This window comes from Maribacter sp. MAR_2009_72 (genome assembly GCF_007827235.1).
In the GTDB taxonomy this organism is placed as follows: domain Bacteria; phylum Bacteroidota; class Bacteroidia; order Flavobacteriales; family Flavobacteriaceae; genus Maribacter; species Maribacter sedimenticola.
On sequence record NZ_VISB01000001.1, the window covers coordinates 1,527,566 to 1,547,549 of the forward strand.

Genomic DNA, 19,984 nt, shown 5'->3' on the forward strand with positions numbered 1-19,984 from the left:
CAGCTAGTATTTTACCGATATCATGAAATACCTTCTCTATTAGAAGACTACATTGCGTATTTTTGCAAAAAAAAATTGATGGATTTTAAAACTTTGGCCGAGGAGCGCTACACTACCAAGATTTTTGATGCAAGTAAAAAAATACCTGAACCCCAGATAGAAGAATTAAAACATATTCTTAAGCTTAGCCCTTCATCGATAAATAGCCAACCTTGGTTATTTTCGTTTATATCCAATGAGGAAATCAAAAATTCATTAGCTGAAGCATCTTTCTTCAATGCCCCAAAAATTAAAAATGCAAGCCATCTAGTTGTTTTTAGCGTAATGGATAATCTTGAACGTTTTGAAAAACACGTTGAGGACAATCTTGCTGAAGGTTCAATAAATTATTACAAACAGTTTATCAAGGAACAACCAGCGGACACTACCATTACCTGGCTTACCCACCAAGTTTACCTTTCCCTTGGCTTCTTTTTGGCCGCTTGTGCCGCAATGAAAATAGATTCTACCCCAATGGAAGGTATAGAGCCTTTGAAATACAAAAAAGTTTTAAAATTGAAAGACCATAAAGTACTTTTTGCGGTTGCGATCGGTTATAGAGATAATGCAGATAAAAATCAGCCAAGTATTAATGGCAAATCAAGATTAGCGGTAGACAAAGTAGTGGAATCCATTAAATAATCGATAAGGACAATCGACATATACCTAATCTTCGCGCGCTAAGGTAAACAAGGTAATTTCTGGTCGTACATTAAAACGCACCTGCAACAAACAACCTAAGGCCCTATTGATATAGAGTGATCTACCATCTTCCAAATCTATGACTCCTGCCGTATAATTTCTATTCTCGACCGGTAGCATAGGTGGCGGCAGAAAAGGAGGCTTTACCTGTCCCCCATGTGTATGACCAGATAATATCCAACCTTTATAATTGTTCCATACAGGCAAATCGCAAACATCCGGATTATGACATAAAACAATAGTGGGCGCACCTTCTTGAAATTGTTTCATGGCCTTTTCGGGATAAAAATTTATACCCCACATATCATCTATTCCTATTATATGCAATCCGCTCATTTGAACAGCTTCATTACGCAATACCGTAACACCGGCATTGATCAATTGTCCCGTAATATCAGCGGCAACCCGCTCTTCCTCATAATTTATCCCATAATCATGATTTCCCAAAACTGCTACGGTACCCATACTGCCCGTTACCGCATGTGCCAACACTTCTTTTAACTGTATAAATTGGCTGTCGTCCTCATAGCTAACATAATCTCCGGTATACACAACAAAGTCTGGATTTAAGCTTTGGGCCTCCTTAAAGGAATCTATAATATATTGGTAATCAAAACTATTGCCAATATGAATATCACTGATTTGCATTAAGGTCTTACCGATCAAATGTTCGGGTAAATTTTTGACGGGCATCTTTACACGAACAAATTCCAACCAAAAGGGTTCTAACTGCCAACTGTACAATCCTGCCAATATCCCTAAGCCAGCACCCCATTTAAAGGTTTTCTTTAAAAACTTTCGTCTCTCCATCCTATCCTTATTGGTTTTACTCCCCGTAACCTTTAGGCATTAAGCGTACTTTAAAATTATTTTCAAAAGCTTTTCCCATTCTAAGTAAATGTGCTTCAGAAAACTGTTTCCCAATAAACGTAAGGCTAATTGGCTCCCCTGTAGGTTTATATCCCATAGGTACCGTTAGTGCAGGATATTTTGCTACGGCAGCATAGCCGGCATGGTAATTATTAATGGACAATATTGCATCCAAATTCTGGCTATCCATTGCGGTATCAAAAAACAAACGACCATTCTTTTCCAAATTGGCCTTTATTTCCTGTAATTTTTCCTTTGAGGTAGTATCGGCAATAATACCCTCAAAAAGTGATTGGCCGTATGGTACCCTTACGTTAGTATCCAAATTATTAAAATGGATAACATCTTCTACGGAACCTACCTTTACCTTTTCCGGTCTACTATGATTTTTTAAATATTTGGGTAAATCGTTCCTCATATCAATGTTAAGGATACTAAGGAAACCATCCATTTTGACATCCGGCGGGGTAAATTCTACAATTTGTGCGCCTGCTCGTTTTAAATTCTCTATAGTAGTTCTATACATACTATCAGTCTTTATAAGTTCTGCAAAAGCACCAAGCCTCATTTCGCTTAAATTTTCAGGATGAAGTCCCGCTGATAATATACCCGGAAAATCTTTTTGTACCGATGCAGAATCTTGTGCATCATGGCCCAGCATTGCAGACAATAATATTGCATTGTCCACAACATTTTTTGTCATGGGTCCAGGTGTATCCAACGTACTTGAAATAGGTACAATACCAGTGCGACTAAGCAAACCAATGGTTGGCTTTAAACCTACAATAGAGTTTTGACTACTAGGAGAAAGTATTGACCCTGATGTCTCCGTACCTACTGCCGCAACTGCATAATTTGCCGCAATTGATGTTCCACTCCCAGAACTTGAACCTCCGGTTTCAAAAATTCTTCTGCCATAGGGGTTTAAGGTTTGACCACCATAGGCACTATAGCCAACCGGACAACCTGAGCACAAAAAATATGCCCATTCACTCAAATTGACCTTTCCCAAAATCAAAGCCCCGTTCTTTTTTAAATTGGAAACGATAAATGCATCGCCTACCTCGTTATCCATCAAGGCTATGGAACCTGCCGTTGTTTTCATACCGGCAGTATTAATATTATCCTTTAACAATATTGGCATACCATATATTGGATGCTTAATTTTGGGCGACCTGCCCATTTTCCTATCTTCATCCAATTCCCGTGCCTGATCTACTATTTGAGCATTTAAAGCTATTACCGTGTTTAATGTGGTTGTATTGTTCAATTCATATTTATAAATACGGTGCAAAAAGAACAAGACCAATTCTTCATAAGTAAGTGCTTCTTTTTCTATATGGTCTCTTATCGTAAATATGTTCTGTTCCAAAATCATTGGAGCCAAAGCATGGTATCTTTCTTCACTTAGTTTGGTCACTTCACTATATAAAGGCACGAACACTTCATTCTTATCCAAAATTTTAGATTGTATCAGCTTATACTGCATACGCTCAATTTCGTGATCGGCATTTGCCGCAACCTCAACAGAATCATTATATGGCGACCATAACACAATTTCTTCTTTCATAGAATTTTGCTTCTCCTTACATGCGCTTAACAAAACGATCGTTATTATCCCTAAAATTTTTTTCATAATATTAAATCGTTGATTATTTTTTAGACTCCCAATCCTTAATATTGGCCTTGTTTAACCGTACAAACTCATCTTTATTTAATTGTTGTGCCAATTCCATAGATGCCTCTGCATAGGATATTGCCTCTTGGTACTGTTCCAAATCCGCCAAAATCAATGATTTTACACGGTAATAAAAATAGGTCCCACCACCTAACGTAATAGCATTGTCCACATATTCCAAGGCCAACTCAGTTTCCAAACCTTGCTCTTGGTAATACCTGGCAATTTCATAATAGGTTTGTGCATTGGGCAATTCCTTTAAGGCCAAATCTATCTGGTCCTGCATATGCCTTTTGGTATCAACAGCTATAGGTATAACAAGTTTTGTATTCCCCCAATGCCAGGTCATCTGTAAACCGTTGTGATCAATAGCATCAAATGCTATTTGGAAACTCTCTTGAAAGTCCATAGTTTTTTCAGGTACTATGGGCAACCTTAACGCATCTTCTTTTTCATTATATGCATTTCTACCATCTCCCCAATGGTTTATATTCTTATGAAAGACAATTTGCCATTTATCTGTTTCGGGAAAAGCATATAGAGCATATGTACCTTTTTCAAGTTTGGTATTATTGATGTACACTGCTTTATTGAACGTTATTTTTGTAGAGGCATTTGCTCCAACCCGCCAAATACGACCAAATGGTACCAAGCCAGACTCGCCATTGGGTGCAATTCCAAATAAATGTCGACCGCGTGCCGCTGGTCTTGAATATTCAACTTTAATTTCGGTAAAGCCCACTTCTTGAACTAGTGTAGAAAAAGGGCTTATTTTAGGATGGTTTATTTGTGCCTTACAAAGGCTAACCGTAGTGAGCAACAATACAAACCAGGTGAATTTCAATGGCTATAGTTTAAAGAAAGAATCTACAAATTCATATTTATTAAATACCTGTAAATCCTCAATACCTTCTCCAACCCCAATAAATTTTACAGGAATCTTGAACTGATCGGATATACCTATGACCACGCCACCTTTGGCTGTACCATCCAATTTTGTAATGGCCAAAGCGGTAACTTCGGTAGCTTTTGTAAATTGTTTGGCTTGTTCAAAGGCATTTTGACCGGTTGAACCATCTAACACCAAAAGCACCTCATGTGGAGTATTTTCCACAACCTTTTGCATTACACGTTTTACCTTGGTCAACTCGTTCATTAAATTGACTTTGTTGTGCAAACGGCCAGCGGTGTCTATAATGACCACATCCGCATTTTGGGTTACGGCGGAACTTAAGGTATCAAAAGCAACGGAAGCGGGGTCACTGCCCATTTGCTGCTTGACTATGGGTACATCTACACGATCCGCCCATACCTGCAACTGGTCTATGGCAGCTGCCCTGAACGTATCAGCAGCACCTAAGACCACCTTTAATCCTTGTTTTTTATATTGATAAGCCAATTTACCAATTGTAGTGGTCTTACCTACACCATTGACACCAACAACCATAATTACATATGGTTTCTTTCCTTCAGGAACACTTAGACCTACATTTTCATTCTGATCGGTCTCCGATAATAGTCCGGCAATTTCCTCACGTAGAATACCATTAAGTTCTTCAGTACCCACATATTTATCACGGGCAACCCTTGCTTCTATTCTTGTAATTATTTTTAAGGTGGTATCTACCCCCACATCCGAGGTCACCAACACTTCTTCAAGATTATCCAGAACATCATCATCTACTTTGGACTTTCCTGCAACCGCTTTCCCCAATTTAGAGAAAAAATTGGTCTTGGTTTTCTCCAAACCTTTATCCAAGGTCTCTTTCTTCTGTGTAGAAAATATCTTTTTAAATAAGCTCATCGTTTCAACTATAGTTATTCAAATATAAAAATTAAAAAGCCCCTTTCGTAGGAAAGAGGCTTACAATAACTACAAAAAGTTATTAATCTTATTTCTTGGCAATCCAAGCATCCACCAATTCTGGTGCCATTACTTGCTCAACAAAAACATAAGCACCGGATTTTGGTGACTTAACCATTTTTATTGCTTTTGTCAATCTTTTAGAACTTGTCTGTAAACTTGCTACGGTTTTCTTAGCCATGACTTATATTTTTATGGTCTTCGTAAAAACGAAAATCTATTTAATTTCTTTATGAACGGTCATTCTCTTAAGAATAGGATTGAATTTTTTAATTTCCAATCTCTCAGGAGTGTTCTTCTTATTTTTTGTGGTAATATATCTAGAAGTTCCAGGTTGTCCAGATTCCTTGTGCTCAGTGCACTCTAATATTACTTGTATTCTATTGCCTTTCTTTGCCATCGTACGCTATATTTTCCAGATTATTTTATAACTAATCCTTTTGCTTTTGCCTCTTTTAACACAGCAGAAATGCCTTTTTTATTGATACTTTTTAAAGCTCTTGTTGAAACTTTAAGCGTAATCCAACGGTCTTCCTCAGGAATGTAAAAACGCTTCTTTGAAAGATTTACATCAAATCTTCTTCTGGTCTTATTGATTGAAAACGATACGTTGTTCCCAAACATCGCCTTCTTCCCCGTAATTTCACATACTTTTGACATCGTGCTGACTTTTTCTTTTAAACAGGGTGCAAATTTATATCATTTTTATCGTACAGACAACATAATACTTCACATTTTTAAAATTTCTTTTTGAAGCAGCTCAAATGCCTTATTTACAGACTTTTCCACAATACGTTCGCGGTTGCTCCCCATCTTAAATTCTTGTACCAATTGTATTTTTTCTCCTTCTATGGCGATAAACACGGTTCCTACCTCCGCATCGGAGTCTCCTTTTGAAGGTCCGGCATTCCCGGTTGTAGCAATTGCAAAGTCGGTTTTCATCAACTTTCTTACCCCCTTTGCCATAGCACCGGCTACTTGCGCACTGACCACGGAATGGGCATCTACTAGCTCTTGCGGCACACTCAAAACACTTACCTTGGTTTCCGTAGCATAACTTACCACACTACCCTTAAAGTACTTGGATGCCCCCGGTATGGACGTTAAGGTACTGGCAATTTTTCCCCCGGTAAAACTTTCCGCAGTTGAAAGGGTCAATCCCTTCTTGGTCAACAATCTTGCTATAAGTTCTTCCAGTGATTCATCATCCTCAAGACCCAACATGATATCATGGATCATAGGATACAACTTTTCGCATTCCGCATCTACGCTCTCCATGAGCGGGGAATACTCAGGGCCCTTTGCCGATATCCTTAAGCGCACTTTGCCCAAATTAGGCAAATAGGCCAATTTTATATGTGATGGAAGCGCGTCTTCCCAAGCTTCTATCCTATTGGCAATTGCACTTTCCCCCAGACCATATGTTGTTATAGTCCTATGGATGATATACGGTCTTTTATATAATGCCGAAAGTTTGGGTATTACCCGCTCCTTCATTAAATGCTTCATTTCAAAAGGCACACCGGGCATGGAAACAAAGATAACCCCGTTTTGATTCATCCACATACCTGGCGCAGTGCCATTGTCATTATGCAGCACTTCTGCCTTACTTGGCACCAAAGCTTGTTTACGGTTGATATCCGATATAGGTGTGGAATTGATATACTTGGCAAAAAGTTCTTCTACATGGGCCAATACGGCAGGATCCTCTACCAAGTGATCATTAAAATATTCACAGAAGGTATGCTTGGTTACATCATCCTTCGTAGGTCCCAGCCCTCCGGTAACCAAAACAACGTCTACCCGTTTGGCGGCATCAGCAAAGGCATTTAAAATATGGGTACGGTCATCTTGAACCGAGGTTATTTGAAATACCGATATTCCAATTTTGTTTAACTCTTGGGCGATAAAAGTTGAATTCGTATCAATAATTTGGCCAATGAGAATCTCATCGCCAATGGTAATTATTTCTGCAAGCATTATAAGTCAAAATCTTTTTTAAGCTCGGCAATTACCTGTGTTATATCGGTCTTAAGTAGGGGAAATCTTTTTTCTATCTCTTCCATATTGCCCACTTCCTTGCCCAAGGTCTCCATCTCCAAAGCAATTGCACGGGTCTGTTCCATTCCCAATAAATCTACATTGGGCTTTATTTTATGTGCCAATTGGTATACCTGACCATGATCCTTAGCCACTAACGCTTTCTCCAGCAAATCCATATCTTCTGGCACTTCCTCTAAAAAAACGGAGATTACAGAATTTATAAAATCCTGATCTCCCTCTGCCATCTCATTTATCTTATCCAGGCTATAAATCATTATTTAATTTTTACGGTAAAAAGTTCCTTGTTCTCCAAGCTCCCCGAAAGATAGTCATTTGTACTTATTTTGCCAACACCCGCAGGCGTACCCGTAAAAATAATATCTCCTTTTTTGAGCATAAAAAAAGTAGATACATAAGCTATCAGTTCATCTATCTTCCAAAGCATTAACTTTGTGTTTCCTTCCTGTACAACTTGATCATTTTTTAACAGCTTAAAATTTAAGTCGTTAAGGTCTTTAAATTGATTTTTATTCAACCACTCACCTATAACCGCTGCACCATCAAACCCTTTGGCCTTTTCCCATGGCAGTCCTTTTTCTTTCAATTTTGCCTGTAGATCCCTAGCGGTAAAATCTATTCCTAAACCAATTTCATCATAGTACATGGGTGCAAATTCCTTGTCTATATGCTTACCTACCTTCTTTATTTTTACCAGAACCTCAACTTCATAATGAATATCATTGGAAAATTCCGGTATGTAAAAATCCTGTTGCTTGGGCAATACAGAAGAGTCTGGCTTTATAAACACAACAGGCTCCGTTGGTCTTTCATTATTAAGCTCTTGAATATGGGCAGCATAATTTCTACCTATACAAATTATCTTCATCCTTATTTCTTTTTGGACATTTTTAAACTGATGGCCGGAATTAAGTTTTCATTGTTCCCCGGCGCCTTGATCATAAAATCCGACCATTCTCCCATACCGTATACCATAGTCTTGAAATTTTGATTTTTTTGATATACAGCGGCAAATGTTGGAGCAAAACGATCTTCTACTATTTTTTCCTTGGATAACGGATGTTCATAGGAGTTCATATACCAATTAAAAGGCAAGAACAACCATTCCAATCCTACATAAATTCCTTCATCAGGAATCCTAATGCCCAAACCGGAAAGATCAATGGATACAAAATCTTCCTCAACGGAGGTTTCCAAAATTATACTCTTACGAATTAGGTCATGATCCGGCTTTCTTGTTTCCTTGTTCACATCATAGACCCTAAGCCTAAATTTGGATGAACCTCTTTTAAAACGGCTGTTCTGTTGCATGAACACCGTAATTTTTTCAAGATATTTTTTAGAAGCGCCAATGTTAGGAAAATACAATGCCAGCACCCAAGGGGTTTCTGCCGAGGAAAACCCACTTTTTATACTATAGGAGCTAATAGGATTCAATACTTGGGAGTCCCCCAAATCCTTGGATACCACCACTTCCTCCAGTTCAAAGGTATCTTCCTTAAGCCTTATCTTCTTCTGTTCCTTTAAACGTTTAACCGAAAGGATGGTATCCTTATAGCCCAACGCGGAGATATGTACCTCACGTTCCAAAAATGATTGGGGCACATCTACATAAAAATACCCATCATCATTGCTTGACGTACCCTTTAAAGTCTTTAGGAAACTTATATTGGCGTAGGGTATTGCCTGCTCATTCTTATCATCAAGAATGTACCCATCAATTAATATCTCCTGTGCCTGACAGAGCTCAACAACTAACAAGAACAATACTAAAATCCTCATTGTTACCCTAGTTTATTATTGAGTTTGCTCAACTTAATCTGTGTCAGTATTTTTTTAGTATACAAAGGAAAATCCGCATTGAGCATCCAACCAAAATAACCAGGTTCGTTTTCAAGTACATCATGTACTTTTTTGCCCTTATGCTTACCAAAAGCAAAAATTTCTTCCCCTTCCTCATCCATGGCAATAAAACCAGCAAAATCCACTGATTGTTTTCTTCGTGAAAATTCAGAAAGTTTCTTTACGTTGTTCTCCAAATCCGGATACCTATCCAGTTGTGACAACAATACCTCATAAGTTGCATTAGTATCTGCCTCCGCACTGTGGGCATTGGATAAATCCTTTCCACAATAGAATTTGTACGCTGCCTCCAATGTACGTTTTTCCATTTTATGAAAAATAGTCTGTACATCAATAGACACCGTATTTTTCATGTCAAAATCAATACCGGCACGCAACATTTCCTCTGCCAATAACGGAATATCAAACCGGTCAGAATTAAATCCACCCAGATCAGCATCCTTTATCATTCTATAGATTTCTTTGGATAATTGTTTAAAAGTAGGCTCATTGGCCACTTTTTCATTGGTAATGCCATGCACATCTACCACTTCTTGCGGAATGACCATTTCTGGGTTTACCAGCCAGGTCTTACTTTCCTTATTGCCGTTTGGATATACCTTTAGGATAGAAATTTCAACAATACGATCTTTTGCCACATTTACCCCTGTGGTTTCCAAATCAAAAAAACAGATAGGCCTGGTCAGCTTTAACTCCATATTAAATACACTTTTTACAAAGATACCTTTCGTTATGCAAATGCTCTAATACAGGCCAATTAAAATTTAACATAGCCATATACCGTTTTATAAAAGATAATGAAAATACATATTGAGCAAACGATTAAAACCATCCTATAAAAGGCCAGAACTCCTAAAGTCCACTTTTTTTTAGCAACTATACGGATAACCTGTAGCCAATAAACACAAAAGTGGCATTTGTTAAAACAAATGCCACTTATATACTAGTTATTATGTTAGTTTAAATTTCACGATTTACATCCCAGGCCTCTAAATAATCAGCTACGGCCTTTGCAAACATACTACCCAATGCGCCATTGACCACTCTATGATCATAGCTATGGGAGAGATACATTTTACTACGTATTCCTATAAAATCTCCTTCTGCCGTTTCAATAACAGATGGAATTTTTCGTATTGCCCCCAAAGCAAGAATACCCACTTGTGGCTGATTTATAATTGGCGTACCAAAGACACTACCAAATGTACCTACATTGGTTACGGTATATGTTCCGCCCTGAACTTCATCAGGCTTTAAGGCATTGTTTCTTGAGCGCTCCGCCAAATCATTGACTACTTTAGCCATACCTACCAGATTCAACTGATCTGCATTCTTTATGACCGGCACAATTAGATTACCGTCTGGCAATGCGGCGGCCATACCTATATTAATATTCTTCTTTTTAATTACGGTATCCCCATCTACAGAAATATTCATCATAGGATATTTTTTTAACGCTTTGGCCACTGCTTCAAGAAAAATTGGGGTAAACGTTAATTTTTCTCCTTCCCTTTTCAGGAATGCATCTTTCATCTTTAAACGCCAATTCACGATATTGGTAACATCCACCTCTATAAAACTTTGCACATGGGCCGATGTAGATATGCTTTCCGCCATATGTTTGGCAATCAATTTTCCCATTCTGGACATAGGAACAACCTCATCGCTGCCCGCAACTGATGTTTTGGATGTATCGGAAACAGTAGTTTTAGATGTATCATTACCAGTTATTGAACCGTTCTGGGAAATATTTTCCTGCACAGGTTCCTTTTTAATGACCTGTACATGTTGCTCAGCTTTTGCCTTACCATTCTTGACATAAGCTAAAATATCATCTTTGGTAACCCTGCCATCTTTTCCTGTGCCGTCAATAGCTTCTAACTCCTCAAACGAAACACCCTCTTCCTTGGCAATATTTTTCACCAATGGTGAATAAAAACGTTCCGTATCGCGTATGACCAACTCTGGTGATACTGCCGCCTTGGCCTTTTCAACGGTTTCGGCTGCCGCGGTCACCATTTCTTCCTCTATTGGTTCTACATGTTGCGGTTCTACCTGCCCTTCTTCACCAGGTGAATCCTCTTCACCCTCAACTTCTATTATCGCAACCGTCTGTCCAACTTTAATTACATCATCGACCTTAAAGCACTTTTCTACCAATACGCCATCTACCTCACTAGGAACCTCACTATCCACTTTATCCGTAGCAATTTCAAAAATTGCCTCATCCATTTCTATAGTATCCCCTACCTCTTTCAACCATGATGTCAACGTTGCCTCTGCAACACTTTCCCCCATTCGTGGTAGTTTCAATTCAAATTTTGACATATCGATAATTTATAGCTTGTTTTAGATATAATTTTTGCAAAAATAACAAAATTAATACCTATTTAATGACATTAATCTTGTTTTAAAGTTCTAATTCTGTTTTAAAGAGCCTTCAAACGGAACGCGGTTTAGAATACTCCTACCCAGTGTTACCTCATCTGCATATTCCAATTCATCGCCTACCGCTATACCTCTTGCAATGGTAGAGGTTTTAATTTCAACACCTTCTAATTGTCTAAAAATGTAAAAATTGGTAGTATCTCCTTCCATCGTAGAACTCAACGCAAAAATCAATTCCTTTATTACTCCTTTTTTAACCTTCTCCACTAAGGATGCAATTTTAAGGTTTTGTGGTCCCACGCCTTCCATTGGAGAAATCTTACCGCCCAACACATGATATTTGCCCCTAAACTGGCCGGTATTCTCTATTGCCATAACATCTCTTATATCCTCTACCACGCATACCAATGAATCATCTCTTTTAGGGTTGGCACAAATTTCACACAAAACGGTATCAGCAATATTATGGCAATTTTCACAGAATTGAATTTTTCCTCTTAAATCTACCAATGATGTAGCAAGGTCATCTGTTCTATTTTCCGGTTGCTTTAACAAATGTAATACCAATCGTAAAGCGGTTCGCTTACCAATACCCGGCAATTGCGATACTTCATACACAGCATTCTCTAGTAATTTTGATGAAAAATCCATAGGCTAATATGGGCATAAATTTACGACTAAAGTTGAAAAATATGCTGCCCCGTTAACACAAAATTCTAATACTATCCATAGCAACGGTTTTACCATAGAACACGCATAGTTCAAAGGCCTATAAAATTGCACCTTAAGTTTCAAGTATTTCACCACGTCATATAACTTTTTGTAATTTGGCGTCAAATTAAAATTCATGAGTGCCTCCCATATATTATTATTGATTACCGGCTATTTTGTTCTGCTACTGGTTATATCTTACTTTACCGGAAAGAACGACTCCAATGAGGATTTTTTCAAGGCGGGAAAACAATCGCCCTGGTACCTGGTAGCATTTGGTATGGTAGGCGCTTCTTTGTCAGGTGTTACCTTTATTTCCGTACCAGGCTGGGTAGATGCCTCTCAATTTAGCTATATGCAGGTTGTTCTAGGTTATTTCCTTGGCTATCTGGTAACCGCTTTTGTCCTATTGCCTATTTATTATAAACAGAACGTAACCTCCATTTACCAATATTTAGACGATCGCTTTGGCTTTGTAAGCTACAAGGTAGGTGCCGTTTCATTCTTTATATCACGGGTTTTGGGAGCGGCCTTTAGATTGTTTTTAGTGGCTATAGTGTTACAGCAATTTGTATTCGATGCATGGAACGTTCCGTTTGAAATTACGGTAACCCTTTCCATTTTATTAATTTGGGTTTATACCTTTAGGGGCGGAATTAAAACCATCGTTTGGACAGATACCTTACAAACCCTGTTCATGCTCGTATCCGTAATACTTTCAATTTACTTTATTCTGGAAAAGCTTGATTGGACATTTGTTGAGTTCCTGGGCTCTACGGAATTGGAACATTATAGCAAAACATTTTTTACCGATGATTTCTTTTCCAAGAATCATTTATTAAAATCTTTTTTAGGCGGTATGTTCATTACCATTTGCATGACAGGACTAGATCAAGATATGATGCAAAAAAATCTTACCTGTAGAAATTTGGGCGAAGCTCAAAAAAACATGGTCAGTTTTAGTATAGTACTCGTTGTAGTAACATTTATTTTTATGCTTCTTGGTGCCTTATTGTTTATTTACGCAGACGCGCACCAAATAGCACTACCCTTAATGGATGGATCTCCAAAATCTGACTTACTGTTCCCTGAAATTGCACTGAACAGTAATCTAGGCCTTACCGTAGCCGTGACCTTTATGCTTGGACTTATTGCAGCAGCTTATAGTAGTGCGGACAGTGCTCTAACCTCATTGACCACCTCTTTTTGCGTAGATTTTCTTAATACCGAAAAAAAATCGCAACAGGTAGCTAAAAAAATTCGCCGTAAAACCCATATTGGCATGAGTCTACTTTTAATACTGGTCGTAATTTCCTTTAAATATATCTTAGACAGAAATGTGATAGACGGTTTGCTTACGGTTGCTTCTTACACCTATGGCCCGCTATTGGGCTTGTTTACGTTTGGTATTTTTACTAAATATAAAGTATACGATAAATACGTTTGGGTAGTAGCTTTAGTCTGTGTTGTGAGCATCCTTACCTTGGCCAAGATCCCGAGCGAGTTTTTAGGAGGTTATGAATTTGGATATGAACTTCTTCCATTAAATGGTCTCCTAACTTTTATTGGCTTATGGATCATTCGTAAAAAACCGGTTACAGAAGCAAATATTAAAGATATCGCCTAAGAAAAATATATTAGTATTGCCCGGTACCCAATAACACTAAGGTGCACGCAATATCCACCTCTATACCATTCTTTTTCAATAGGTTATAAAATACAGGATTTTCCGTTCCAGGGTTAAAAATAACCCTTTTGGGATTCAAGGAAATTATGCTTTGGTAATATTCTTCTTGTCTTTTAGGATTTAGATAGAGCGTAATTGTATGAATATCATTAATTTTGTCCAAATTAGTATAGATTTCGACTCCAGAAACATTTCCTGCTCTTAATCCAAAAGCACATGTTTCTACCCCAGCAGCTACTAGTCTATTGATTGCAATGTTACTGTAACGGTTTGGTTTTAAGGATGCTCCAAAAACTAGGGTCTTTTTCATATTAATTTAAAGATGTTAAAGTTTGCTTGAATTGTAACTATTTGTGCAATATTTCGTCTATTAGTAAAGTTAGATATTATCTAACTCCATTTAAAATATTGTTGGTAACGCTATATGTTTATAGTTAATGGTTAGTGTTTAGTATAGCCTATCAGCATTTGAAGCCCGGCTTCCAAATTATTTTGGTTGTCGGGTTTCTTTTTGCATCCTTACCTAATGCCGGTAAATTTTTAAATATTTTAAATTGTAATATTCGCCCATATAAGTAACAAACCACATTTTATAGCGTCTATTATAATGTATAGGGGTTATTTAATAAAGAAGATTGGTTGGTTTTTTTCGTATTGGATACCACTATATAATAGCACCCGTAGAAATTCTACGGGTGCTTTATTTTACCATTTTATGATAACACTGCCCCATGTGAAACCGCTTCCAAAAGCGGCCAAAACGACCAAATCGCCAGGTTTTACCTTACCGGCCTCCCACGCCTCTGTTAACGCAATAGGTATAGAAGCTGCAGTGGTATTGCCATAATTCATAATGTTATTGAACACCTGATTATCGCTTAATTGAAATTTCTTTTGGATGAATTGAGATATTCTCAAATTGGCCTGATGTGGCACTAAAAGATCAATATCCGTAGATTGTAAATTATTTTTTTGCAACCCTTCAATAATTACTTCGCTAAAACGGACCACGGCATTTTTAAATACGAATTGACCGTTCATATAAGGATAGTAAGATTCATCTTTTTCATCATTGTCCTCTATAATATCCGTCACCCATCTTTTACCCATACCAGGGGCTATTAAAGATAGTTCCTCAGCATGTTGCCCTTCTGAATGCAGATGTGTAGATAGAATTCCTTTGGTATTGTCCTCTTCCCTACTTAATACAGCGGCCCCGGCACCATCGCCAAAAATTACGGATACCGCCCTACCCCTTGTAGTCATATCCAAACCATGGGAATGAAGCTCAGAACCAATTACCAAAATATTTTTGTACATACCCGTCTTTATATACTGGTCCGCTACAGAAATTGCATATACGAATCCAGAACATTGATTGCGGACATCCAAGGCACCAACGGTTTTAATCCCTAAATCTCGTTGTACCAGAACACCGGGACCGGGAAAGTAGTAATCTGGACTTAAAGTGGCAAATACTATAAAATCTATATCATTCTTATCTATACCCGCTCTTTCAATTGCAATCTTAGCAGCTTTAACACCCATGCTCGTAGTGGTATCTCCATCACCCTTTACCACATGTCTTCGTTCCTTGATTCCTGTGCGCTCCTGTATCCAAGCATCATTTGTATCCATAACTTTGGACAAGTCATTATTAGTCACTACGTTTTCGGGCACATAATGACCAAGGCCAATTATTTTTGAGTTGTACATAGTAATATTTTTAGCCTGATAGTTCAGGTATCATTAGTGCTGCAATATAAACAACTATTAAGAATTCACCTTAAAATTGCAACAATCCCTACGAATAATAAAATTTGCCCGGTCCTTAAATAAGATATTTCTTATAATCATTGATTTTTACATGTGCTTTTAAATCATGTAGCAAATTGTAAAGACCAAAGAACGTCCGGTTCATATATAAAAAATGTTTAGAACCTCTATTTCCGTTCATTTTCCTAAGTTGTTTATCAGAAGAGAATTGTTCGCCCAAATCTGCAATTTTAGACCAAAATGCTTCATCTCCAAAATCAAATTCATCCGTATGAAAAGGACTGGTAAACAGACTTAGCAGTTGATGAAAAATAGATGAAAAGAACGCAATTTCCTTGTCTGTATCATTGGGCAATAAAATTTCCAATTCATACAATTTTTCAGTAAAAACACGCTGATCGGAGATGTTCTCCGGCTTAGCCAATTCAAAATAAGGTTTATAAAATGAATCCGGCACTTCCTTAATGCAACCAAAATCTATGGCAATTAACTCATTCTTTGTATTGACCAAAAAATTACCAGGATGGGGATCGGCATGGACCTTGCGGAGACCATGAATCTGATACATATAAAAATCCCACAAGGCCTGACCCAATTGATTTCCTATTTCTTGGGTGAAATCTGTTTTTGTAAACTCGCTTAAATGCTTACCCGTCATCCAATCCATAGTAATTATGCGGGAACTTGAAAGCTCTGGATAATAAGTAGGAAATTTAATGTTCGGGATTTGTTTACAGGCATGGGTAATTTCCTGACTTTGGGAAACCTCCAATACATAATCCGTTTCTTCTACCAATTTATTCTCCACCTCTTTAAAATACTTATCAGAATCCTTTCCTTTTAGGTTGAACATACGGATCGCAATTGGCTTTACAATGGCCAGATCGCTACTAATACTTTGAGCCACACCTGGGTATTGAATTTTTACGGCCAATTGCTTGCCATTTTTGGTTGCCTTGTGCACCTGACCTATACTAGCTGCATTAACAGAATCCTTATTAAACGTATCAAAAACCTCTTCTGGATATTTATCCAAATATTTTTTAAAGGTTTTTCTTACCAATGGTGCGGACAAGGGAGGTACTGAAAACTGCGACAGGGAAAATTTTTCCACATATGCATTGGGCAATAAGTTTTTCTCCATGCTTAGCATCTGGGCCACCTTTAAAGCACTACCTTTTAAAGATTTTAGTCCATCGTAGATATCCGTAGCATTATCCTCATCCAATTCATCTCTTGTAGTATTGGGGTCAATTATTTTTTTACCAAGGTACTTGGCATAATTACCACCGATTTTCGCACCGGTACGCACCAATTTACTGGCGCGCTCTATTTTCCCTGTAGGTATCTTATCTAATGTTTTCAATCGGTATAAATTAAATTAGGCAAATGTCTCCTTATATAGAAATTTTCCAAAATCAAGAATATTTTCCAATGGAGTGTTATCAAAGACATCGAAAATAGTGTTTACCGATTTTTCAATGGCTACATCCGTTTTCTCAAAACCGGGTGAATCATCTGTTCTCCAAAAATTCATTAGAAATAAAACCTGCAGCCATGCTCCTTCAGAAAATAGTTGGGGATTGTGCTTTGTTAACTTAGAACTTTTGCTCGCATTTCCTTTATCGATCAAGTCCTTAGCAAAATCCTTCACCTTTTTTCTTAACTCCTTTACCTGCATCATATTTTTGAGCGGACTGGGAGCATTATCCATAACGAACAATACATAACTACGATTTAGGGTCAAAACTTCAAAAAACGTGAATAAAAAAGTGAGCATTTTATCCCTATTTGCAAATTCCCCATATTCCTTGTTCTTATGAATTACCTTTATCGTGTTATCAAAAAAGGTGGTCCATATACTTTTTTGCAAAGCGCCGATTGACCCAAAATACAAATAGAAATCACTTTCAACAATTGCATTATCCTTACAAAACTTATATACCGATTTGGGAACCTTCTCATGCTCCAGCACATAATCCATATACAATGACATAATAGATTCCTTAGATGTTTTTTTTGTTTTGACTGCCATATAGATAGTTTTTACACAATTTCAAATATTATAGGTTTTGTTCATTGATTACTTGTTTTTGTTTAGCAAAAACGTGTTACCCAAGAAGATAACACGTTTTCAAAACAACCAAACCAATAAATAATCAACTTGTGATTATAGCATAAAATTCTTTTTCATAGCAATAGTTATAATCACATTACAAATATACATTATGTTTAAGTTATTATTACAATAATTAAACAAAATAATATGTTAAACTTTTAAACCACCCATAACTGTCAGTTTGTCACAATAAGTAAGTATGGTATTTTTTTTGACCTATGCACCCTGAACATTTTTAAATCAATACTACTATTACTTAATAGCGAAAAAATATTAGAGATATGGCAACAGGTAAAATTAATGTGTCCGTAGACAACATTTTTCCATTGATCAAGAAATTCTTGTACAGTGATCACGAAATCTTTTTAAGGGAATTAATTTCCAATGCAACGGACGCCACCCTAAAATTAAAACATTTGACCACCATTGGCGAGGCCAAAGTGGAATATGGACATCCTATTATTGAGGTAAAGGCTGATAAGGAAGGCAAAAAACTTCATATCATTGACCAAGGTCTTGGAATGACGGAGGAAGAAGTTAAAAAGTACATCAATGAAGTGGCTTTTTCCGGTGCAGAGGAGTTTTTGAACAAATATGAGGACTCTGCCAAGGATTCTGGTATTATTGGTCATTTTGGCCTTGGATTTTATTCTGCCTTTATGGTGGCACATAAGGTTGAAATTATTACCAAGAGCTATAAAGATGAAACCGCTGTGCATTGGTCATGTGACGGTTCTCCTGAATTTATTATGGAAGAAGCCAAAAAAGAAGAGCGTGGTACTGAAATTATTCTGCATATAGCCGATGATTCCACAGAATTTCTAGAGGACACCAGAATAAAGGGGCTATTGAACAAATACAACAAGTTTATGCCGGTACCTATTAAATTTGGTACCAAGACAGAAACTTTACCAAAACCAGAAGGCGCTAAAGAAGATGACCCGGCACCAACCAAAGAGGTAGACAATATTATCAACAACCCAAACCCAGCTTGGACAAAGCAGCCCGCAGATTTAAAAGCAGAGGACTATAAGAGTTTCTACAGGGAACTCTACCCAATGCAGTTTGAGGAACCTCTTTTCAACATACACTTAAATGTTGATTACCCGTTCAATCTTACCGGTATTCTTTATTTTCCAAAGCTTACGAATGATCTTGCCCAACAGAAAGACAGGATTCAGCTTTACCAGAACCAGGTTTTCGTAACGGATAACGTGGAAGGAATTGTACCCGAATTTTTAACCATGCTACGTGGGGTCATAGATTCTCCTGATATTCCCTTAAATGTTTCACGTTCCTATTTACAGGCAGACGGGGCTGTTAAAAAAATATCTTCTTATATCACTAGAAAAGTGGCCGATAAATTGAATTCTCTGTTCAAAAACAATCGTGAGGAGTTTGAGGCAAAATGGAACGATATAAAAATCGTTATTGAATACGGTATGCTTTCCGAAGAAAAATTCTTTGAAAAAGCAGATAAATTCGCCTTATACCCTACTGTTGACGGCACCTATCTAACATTTGAAGAACTACAAGAAAAAATTAAGGATAACCAGACCGATAAAGACAATAAGCTTGTTATCCTTTACACGTCAGACATAGAAGCACAACATAGTTATATAGAAACAGCGAAGTCCAAAGGCTATGAAGTCCTATTATTGGATTCACCGATCATTGGTCATCTCATGCAAAAATTGGAAGGGTCAAAAGAAAATATTTCATTTGCCCGTGTGGATGCAGACCACATTGATAAATTGATTCAAAAGGAGGATACGCAAATTTCCAAATTATCGGACGAAGAAAAAGAAACCTTAAAATCGGAATTGGAAAAAGTCATTGGCGAAAAGAGCAGCTATACCGTGCAACTTGAAGCAATGGACAGTGATGCATCTCCTTTTACGATAACAGAGCCGGAATTTATGCGCCGTATGAAAGAAATGCAGCAAACCGGTGGAGGCGGTATGTTCGGTATGGGACAAATGCCAGAAATGTATAACTTGATCGTAAATACGAACAGTGCATTAGTAGGTGAAATTCTTGCTACCAAAACAGCAAAGAAAAAGGAACGTTTAATTAACCAGTCCTTGGATTTGGCCAAATTATCCAAAGGGTTGCTCAAGGGCAAGGATCTAACCGAGTTTATTAAACGAAGTTATGAGATGGTGAAATAATATCGTTAAAACATAAAATATAAAACCGCTTCATTAATGAAGCGGTTTTTTTATT

Annotated in this window: 21 protein-coding genes; 3 read left to right on the forward strand and 18 right to left on the reverse strand. The window is 37.4% G+C overall.

Annotated features, from left to right (window positions below; genetic code table 11):
* Positions 1-78 precede the first annotated feature (78 nt).
* The gene (locus tag JM81_RS06290; RefSeq protein WP_144801469.1) at positions 79-681 is read left to right on the forward strand and encodes a nitroreductase family protein; all 603 of its coding nucleotides are present in this window, start codon (positions 79-81) and stop codon (positions 679-681) included.
* 24 nt (positions 682-705) lie between these two features.
* Here JM81_RS06290 and JM81_RS06295 read toward each other — a convergent pair whose 3' ends face one another.
* From JM81_RS06295 to recR, 14 genes are all read right to left on the reverse strand, one after another.
* Positions 706-1,551: a metallophosphoesterase gene (locus JM81_RS06295; protein WP_144801471.1), complete on the reverse strand. Its 846-nt coding sequence runs from the start codon at positions 1,549-1,551 to the stop codon at positions 706-708.
* A 16-nt stretch (positions 1,552-1,567) separates the two neighbouring features.
* Positions 1,568-3,247: an amidase family protein gene (locus JM81_RS06300; RefSeq protein ID WP_144801473.1), complete on the reverse strand. Its 1,680-nt coding sequence runs from the start codon at positions 3,245-3,247 to the stop codon at positions 1,568-1,570.
* A 16-nt stretch (positions 3,248-3,263) separates the two neighbouring features.
* Positions 3,264-4,133 carry a DUF2911 domain-containing protein gene (locus tag JM81_RS06305; protein ID WP_144801475.1) on the reverse strand — a complete coding sequence of 290 codons (870 nt, stop codon included), beginning with the start codon at positions 4,131-4,133 and terminating at the stop codon, positions 3,264-3,266.
* A gap of 3 nt (positions 4,134-4,136) precedes the next feature.
* Complete coding sequence (ftsY, locus tag JM81_RS06310) at positions 4,137-5,093, reverse strand: signal recognition particle-docking protein FtsY (RefSeq protein ID WP_089262815.1); 957 nt, start codon at positions 5,091-5,093, stop codon at positions 4,137-4,139.
* Positions 5,094-5,181: 88 nt separating this feature from the next.
* Positions 5,182-5,334, reverse strand: coding sequence for a DUF4295 domain-containing protein (locus JM81_RS06315; protein WP_089262813.1), 153 nt, complete (start codon positions 5,332-5,334; stop codon positions 5,182-5,184).
* A 36-nt stretch (positions 5,335-5,370) separates the two neighbouring features.
* Positions 5,371-5,553, reverse strand: a complete 183-nt coding sequence (rpmG, locus tag JM81_RS06320; protein WP_058105695.1) for a 50S ribosomal protein L33 — start codon at positions 5,551-5,553, stop codon at positions 5,371-5,373.
* A gap of 20 nt (positions 5,554-5,573) precedes the next feature.
* Positions 5,574-5,813, reverse strand: a complete 240-nt coding sequence (gene rpmB / locus JM81_RS06325; RefSeq protein ID WP_079512565.1) for a 50S ribosomal protein L28 — start codon at positions 5,811-5,813, stop codon at positions 5,574-5,576.
* Positions 5,814-5,882: 69 nt separating this feature from the next.
* Positions 5,883-7,133, reverse strand: a complete 1,251-nt coding sequence (locus JM81_RS06330; RefSeq protein WP_144801477.1) for a competence/damage-inducible protein A — start codon at positions 7,131-7,133, stop codon at positions 5,883-5,885.
* Positions 7,133-7,471 carry an Hpt domain-containing protein gene (locus JM81_RS06335; protein ID WP_089262809.1) on the reverse strand — a complete coding sequence of 113 codons (339 nt, stop codon included), beginning with the start codon at positions 7,469-7,471 and terminating at the stop codon, positions 7,133-7,135. Before JM81_RS06335 ends, JM81_RS06330 begins: the two co-directional genes overlap by 1 nt.
* Positions 7,471-8,082, reverse strand: coding sequence for a fumarylacetoacetate hydrolase family protein (locus JM81_RS06340; RefSeq protein WP_089262807.1), 612 nt, complete (start codon positions 8,080-8,082; stop codon positions 7,471-7,473). Before JM81_RS06340 ends, JM81_RS06335 begins: the two co-directional genes overlap by 1 nt.
* A gap of 2 nt (positions 8,083-8,084) precedes the next feature.
* A complete protein-coding gene (locus JM81_RS06345) occupies positions 8,085-8,996 on the reverse strand; it encodes a carboxypeptidase-like regulatory domain-containing protein (RefSeq protein ID WP_144801479.1) in 912 nt (303 codons plus the stop codon).
* Positions 8,997-8,998: 2 nt separating this feature from the next.
* Positions 8,999-9,775 carry a 3'-5' exonuclease gene (locus tag JM81_RS06350; RefSeq protein WP_089262803.1) on the reverse strand — a complete coding sequence of 259 codons (777 nt, stop codon included), beginning with the start codon at positions 9,773-9,775 and terminating at the stop codon, positions 8,999-9,001.
* Between the two features lie 262 nt (positions 9,776-10,037).
* Positions 10,038-11,405, reverse strand: coding sequence for a dihydrolipoamide acetyltransferase family protein (locus tag JM81_RS06355; RefSeq protein WP_144801481.1), 1,368 nt, complete (start codon positions 11,403-11,405; stop codon positions 10,038-10,040).
* Between the two features lie 90 nt (positions 11,406-11,495).
* Positions 11,496-12,116, reverse strand: coding sequence for a recombination mediator RecR (gene recR, locus JM81_RS06360; protein ID WP_144801483.1), 621 nt, complete (start codon positions 12,114-12,116; stop codon positions 11,496-11,498).
* A 196-nt stretch (positions 12,117-12,312) separates the two neighbouring features.
* On the opposite strand from recR, the gene JM81_RS06365 reads away from it, so the two are divergent.
* A complete protein-coding gene (locus JM81_RS06365) occupies positions 12,313-13,803 on the forward strand; it encodes a sodium:solute symporter (RefSeq protein WP_144801485.1) in 1,491 nt (496 codons plus the stop codon).
* A gap of 10 nt (positions 13,804-13,813) precedes the next feature.
* Here the strand turns inward: JM81_RS06365 and JM81_RS06370 are convergent, their stop codons facing one another.
* The 4 genes from JM81_RS06370 to JM81_RS06385 form a co-directional block, all read right to left on the reverse strand.
* The gene (locus JM81_RS06370) at positions 13,814-14,173 is read right to left on the reverse strand and encodes a CoA-binding protein (RefSeq protein WP_089262795.1); all 360 of its coding nucleotides are present in this window, start codon (positions 14,171-14,173) and stop codon (positions 13,814-13,816) included.
* 395 nt (positions 14,174-14,568) lie between these two features.
* A complete protein-coding gene (locus JM81_RS06375; RefSeq protein WP_144801487.1) occupies positions 14,569-15,579 on the reverse strand; it encodes a 3-oxoacyl-ACP synthase III family protein in 1,011 nt (336 codons plus the stop codon).
* 115 nt (positions 15,580-15,694) lie between these two features.
* The gene (locus JM81_RS06380) at positions 15,695-17,005 is read right to left on the reverse strand and encodes an ABC1 kinase family protein (protein WP_144801489.1); all 1,311 of its coding nucleotides are present in this window, start codon (positions 17,003-17,005) and stop codon (positions 15,695-15,697) included.
* Between the two features lie 15 nt (positions 17,006-17,020).
* Positions 17,021-17,674 (reverse strand): TetR family transcriptional regulator C-terminal domain-containing protein, encoded by a 654-nt coding sequence (locus JM81_RS06385; protein ID WP_144801491.1) that lies wholly within the window; start codon positions 17,672-17,674, stop codon positions 17,021-17,023.
* 365 nt (positions 17,675-18,039) lie between these two features.
* Here JM81_RS06385 and htpG point away from each other — a divergent pair, with 365 nt between their 5' ends.
* Positions 18,040-19,929, forward strand: coding sequence for a molecular chaperone HtpG (gene htpG / locus JM81_RS06390; RefSeq protein WP_144801494.1), 1,890 nt, complete (start codon positions 18,040-18,042; stop codon positions 19,927-19,929).
* The last annotated feature ends 55 nt before the right edge of the window (positions 19,930-19,984 follow it).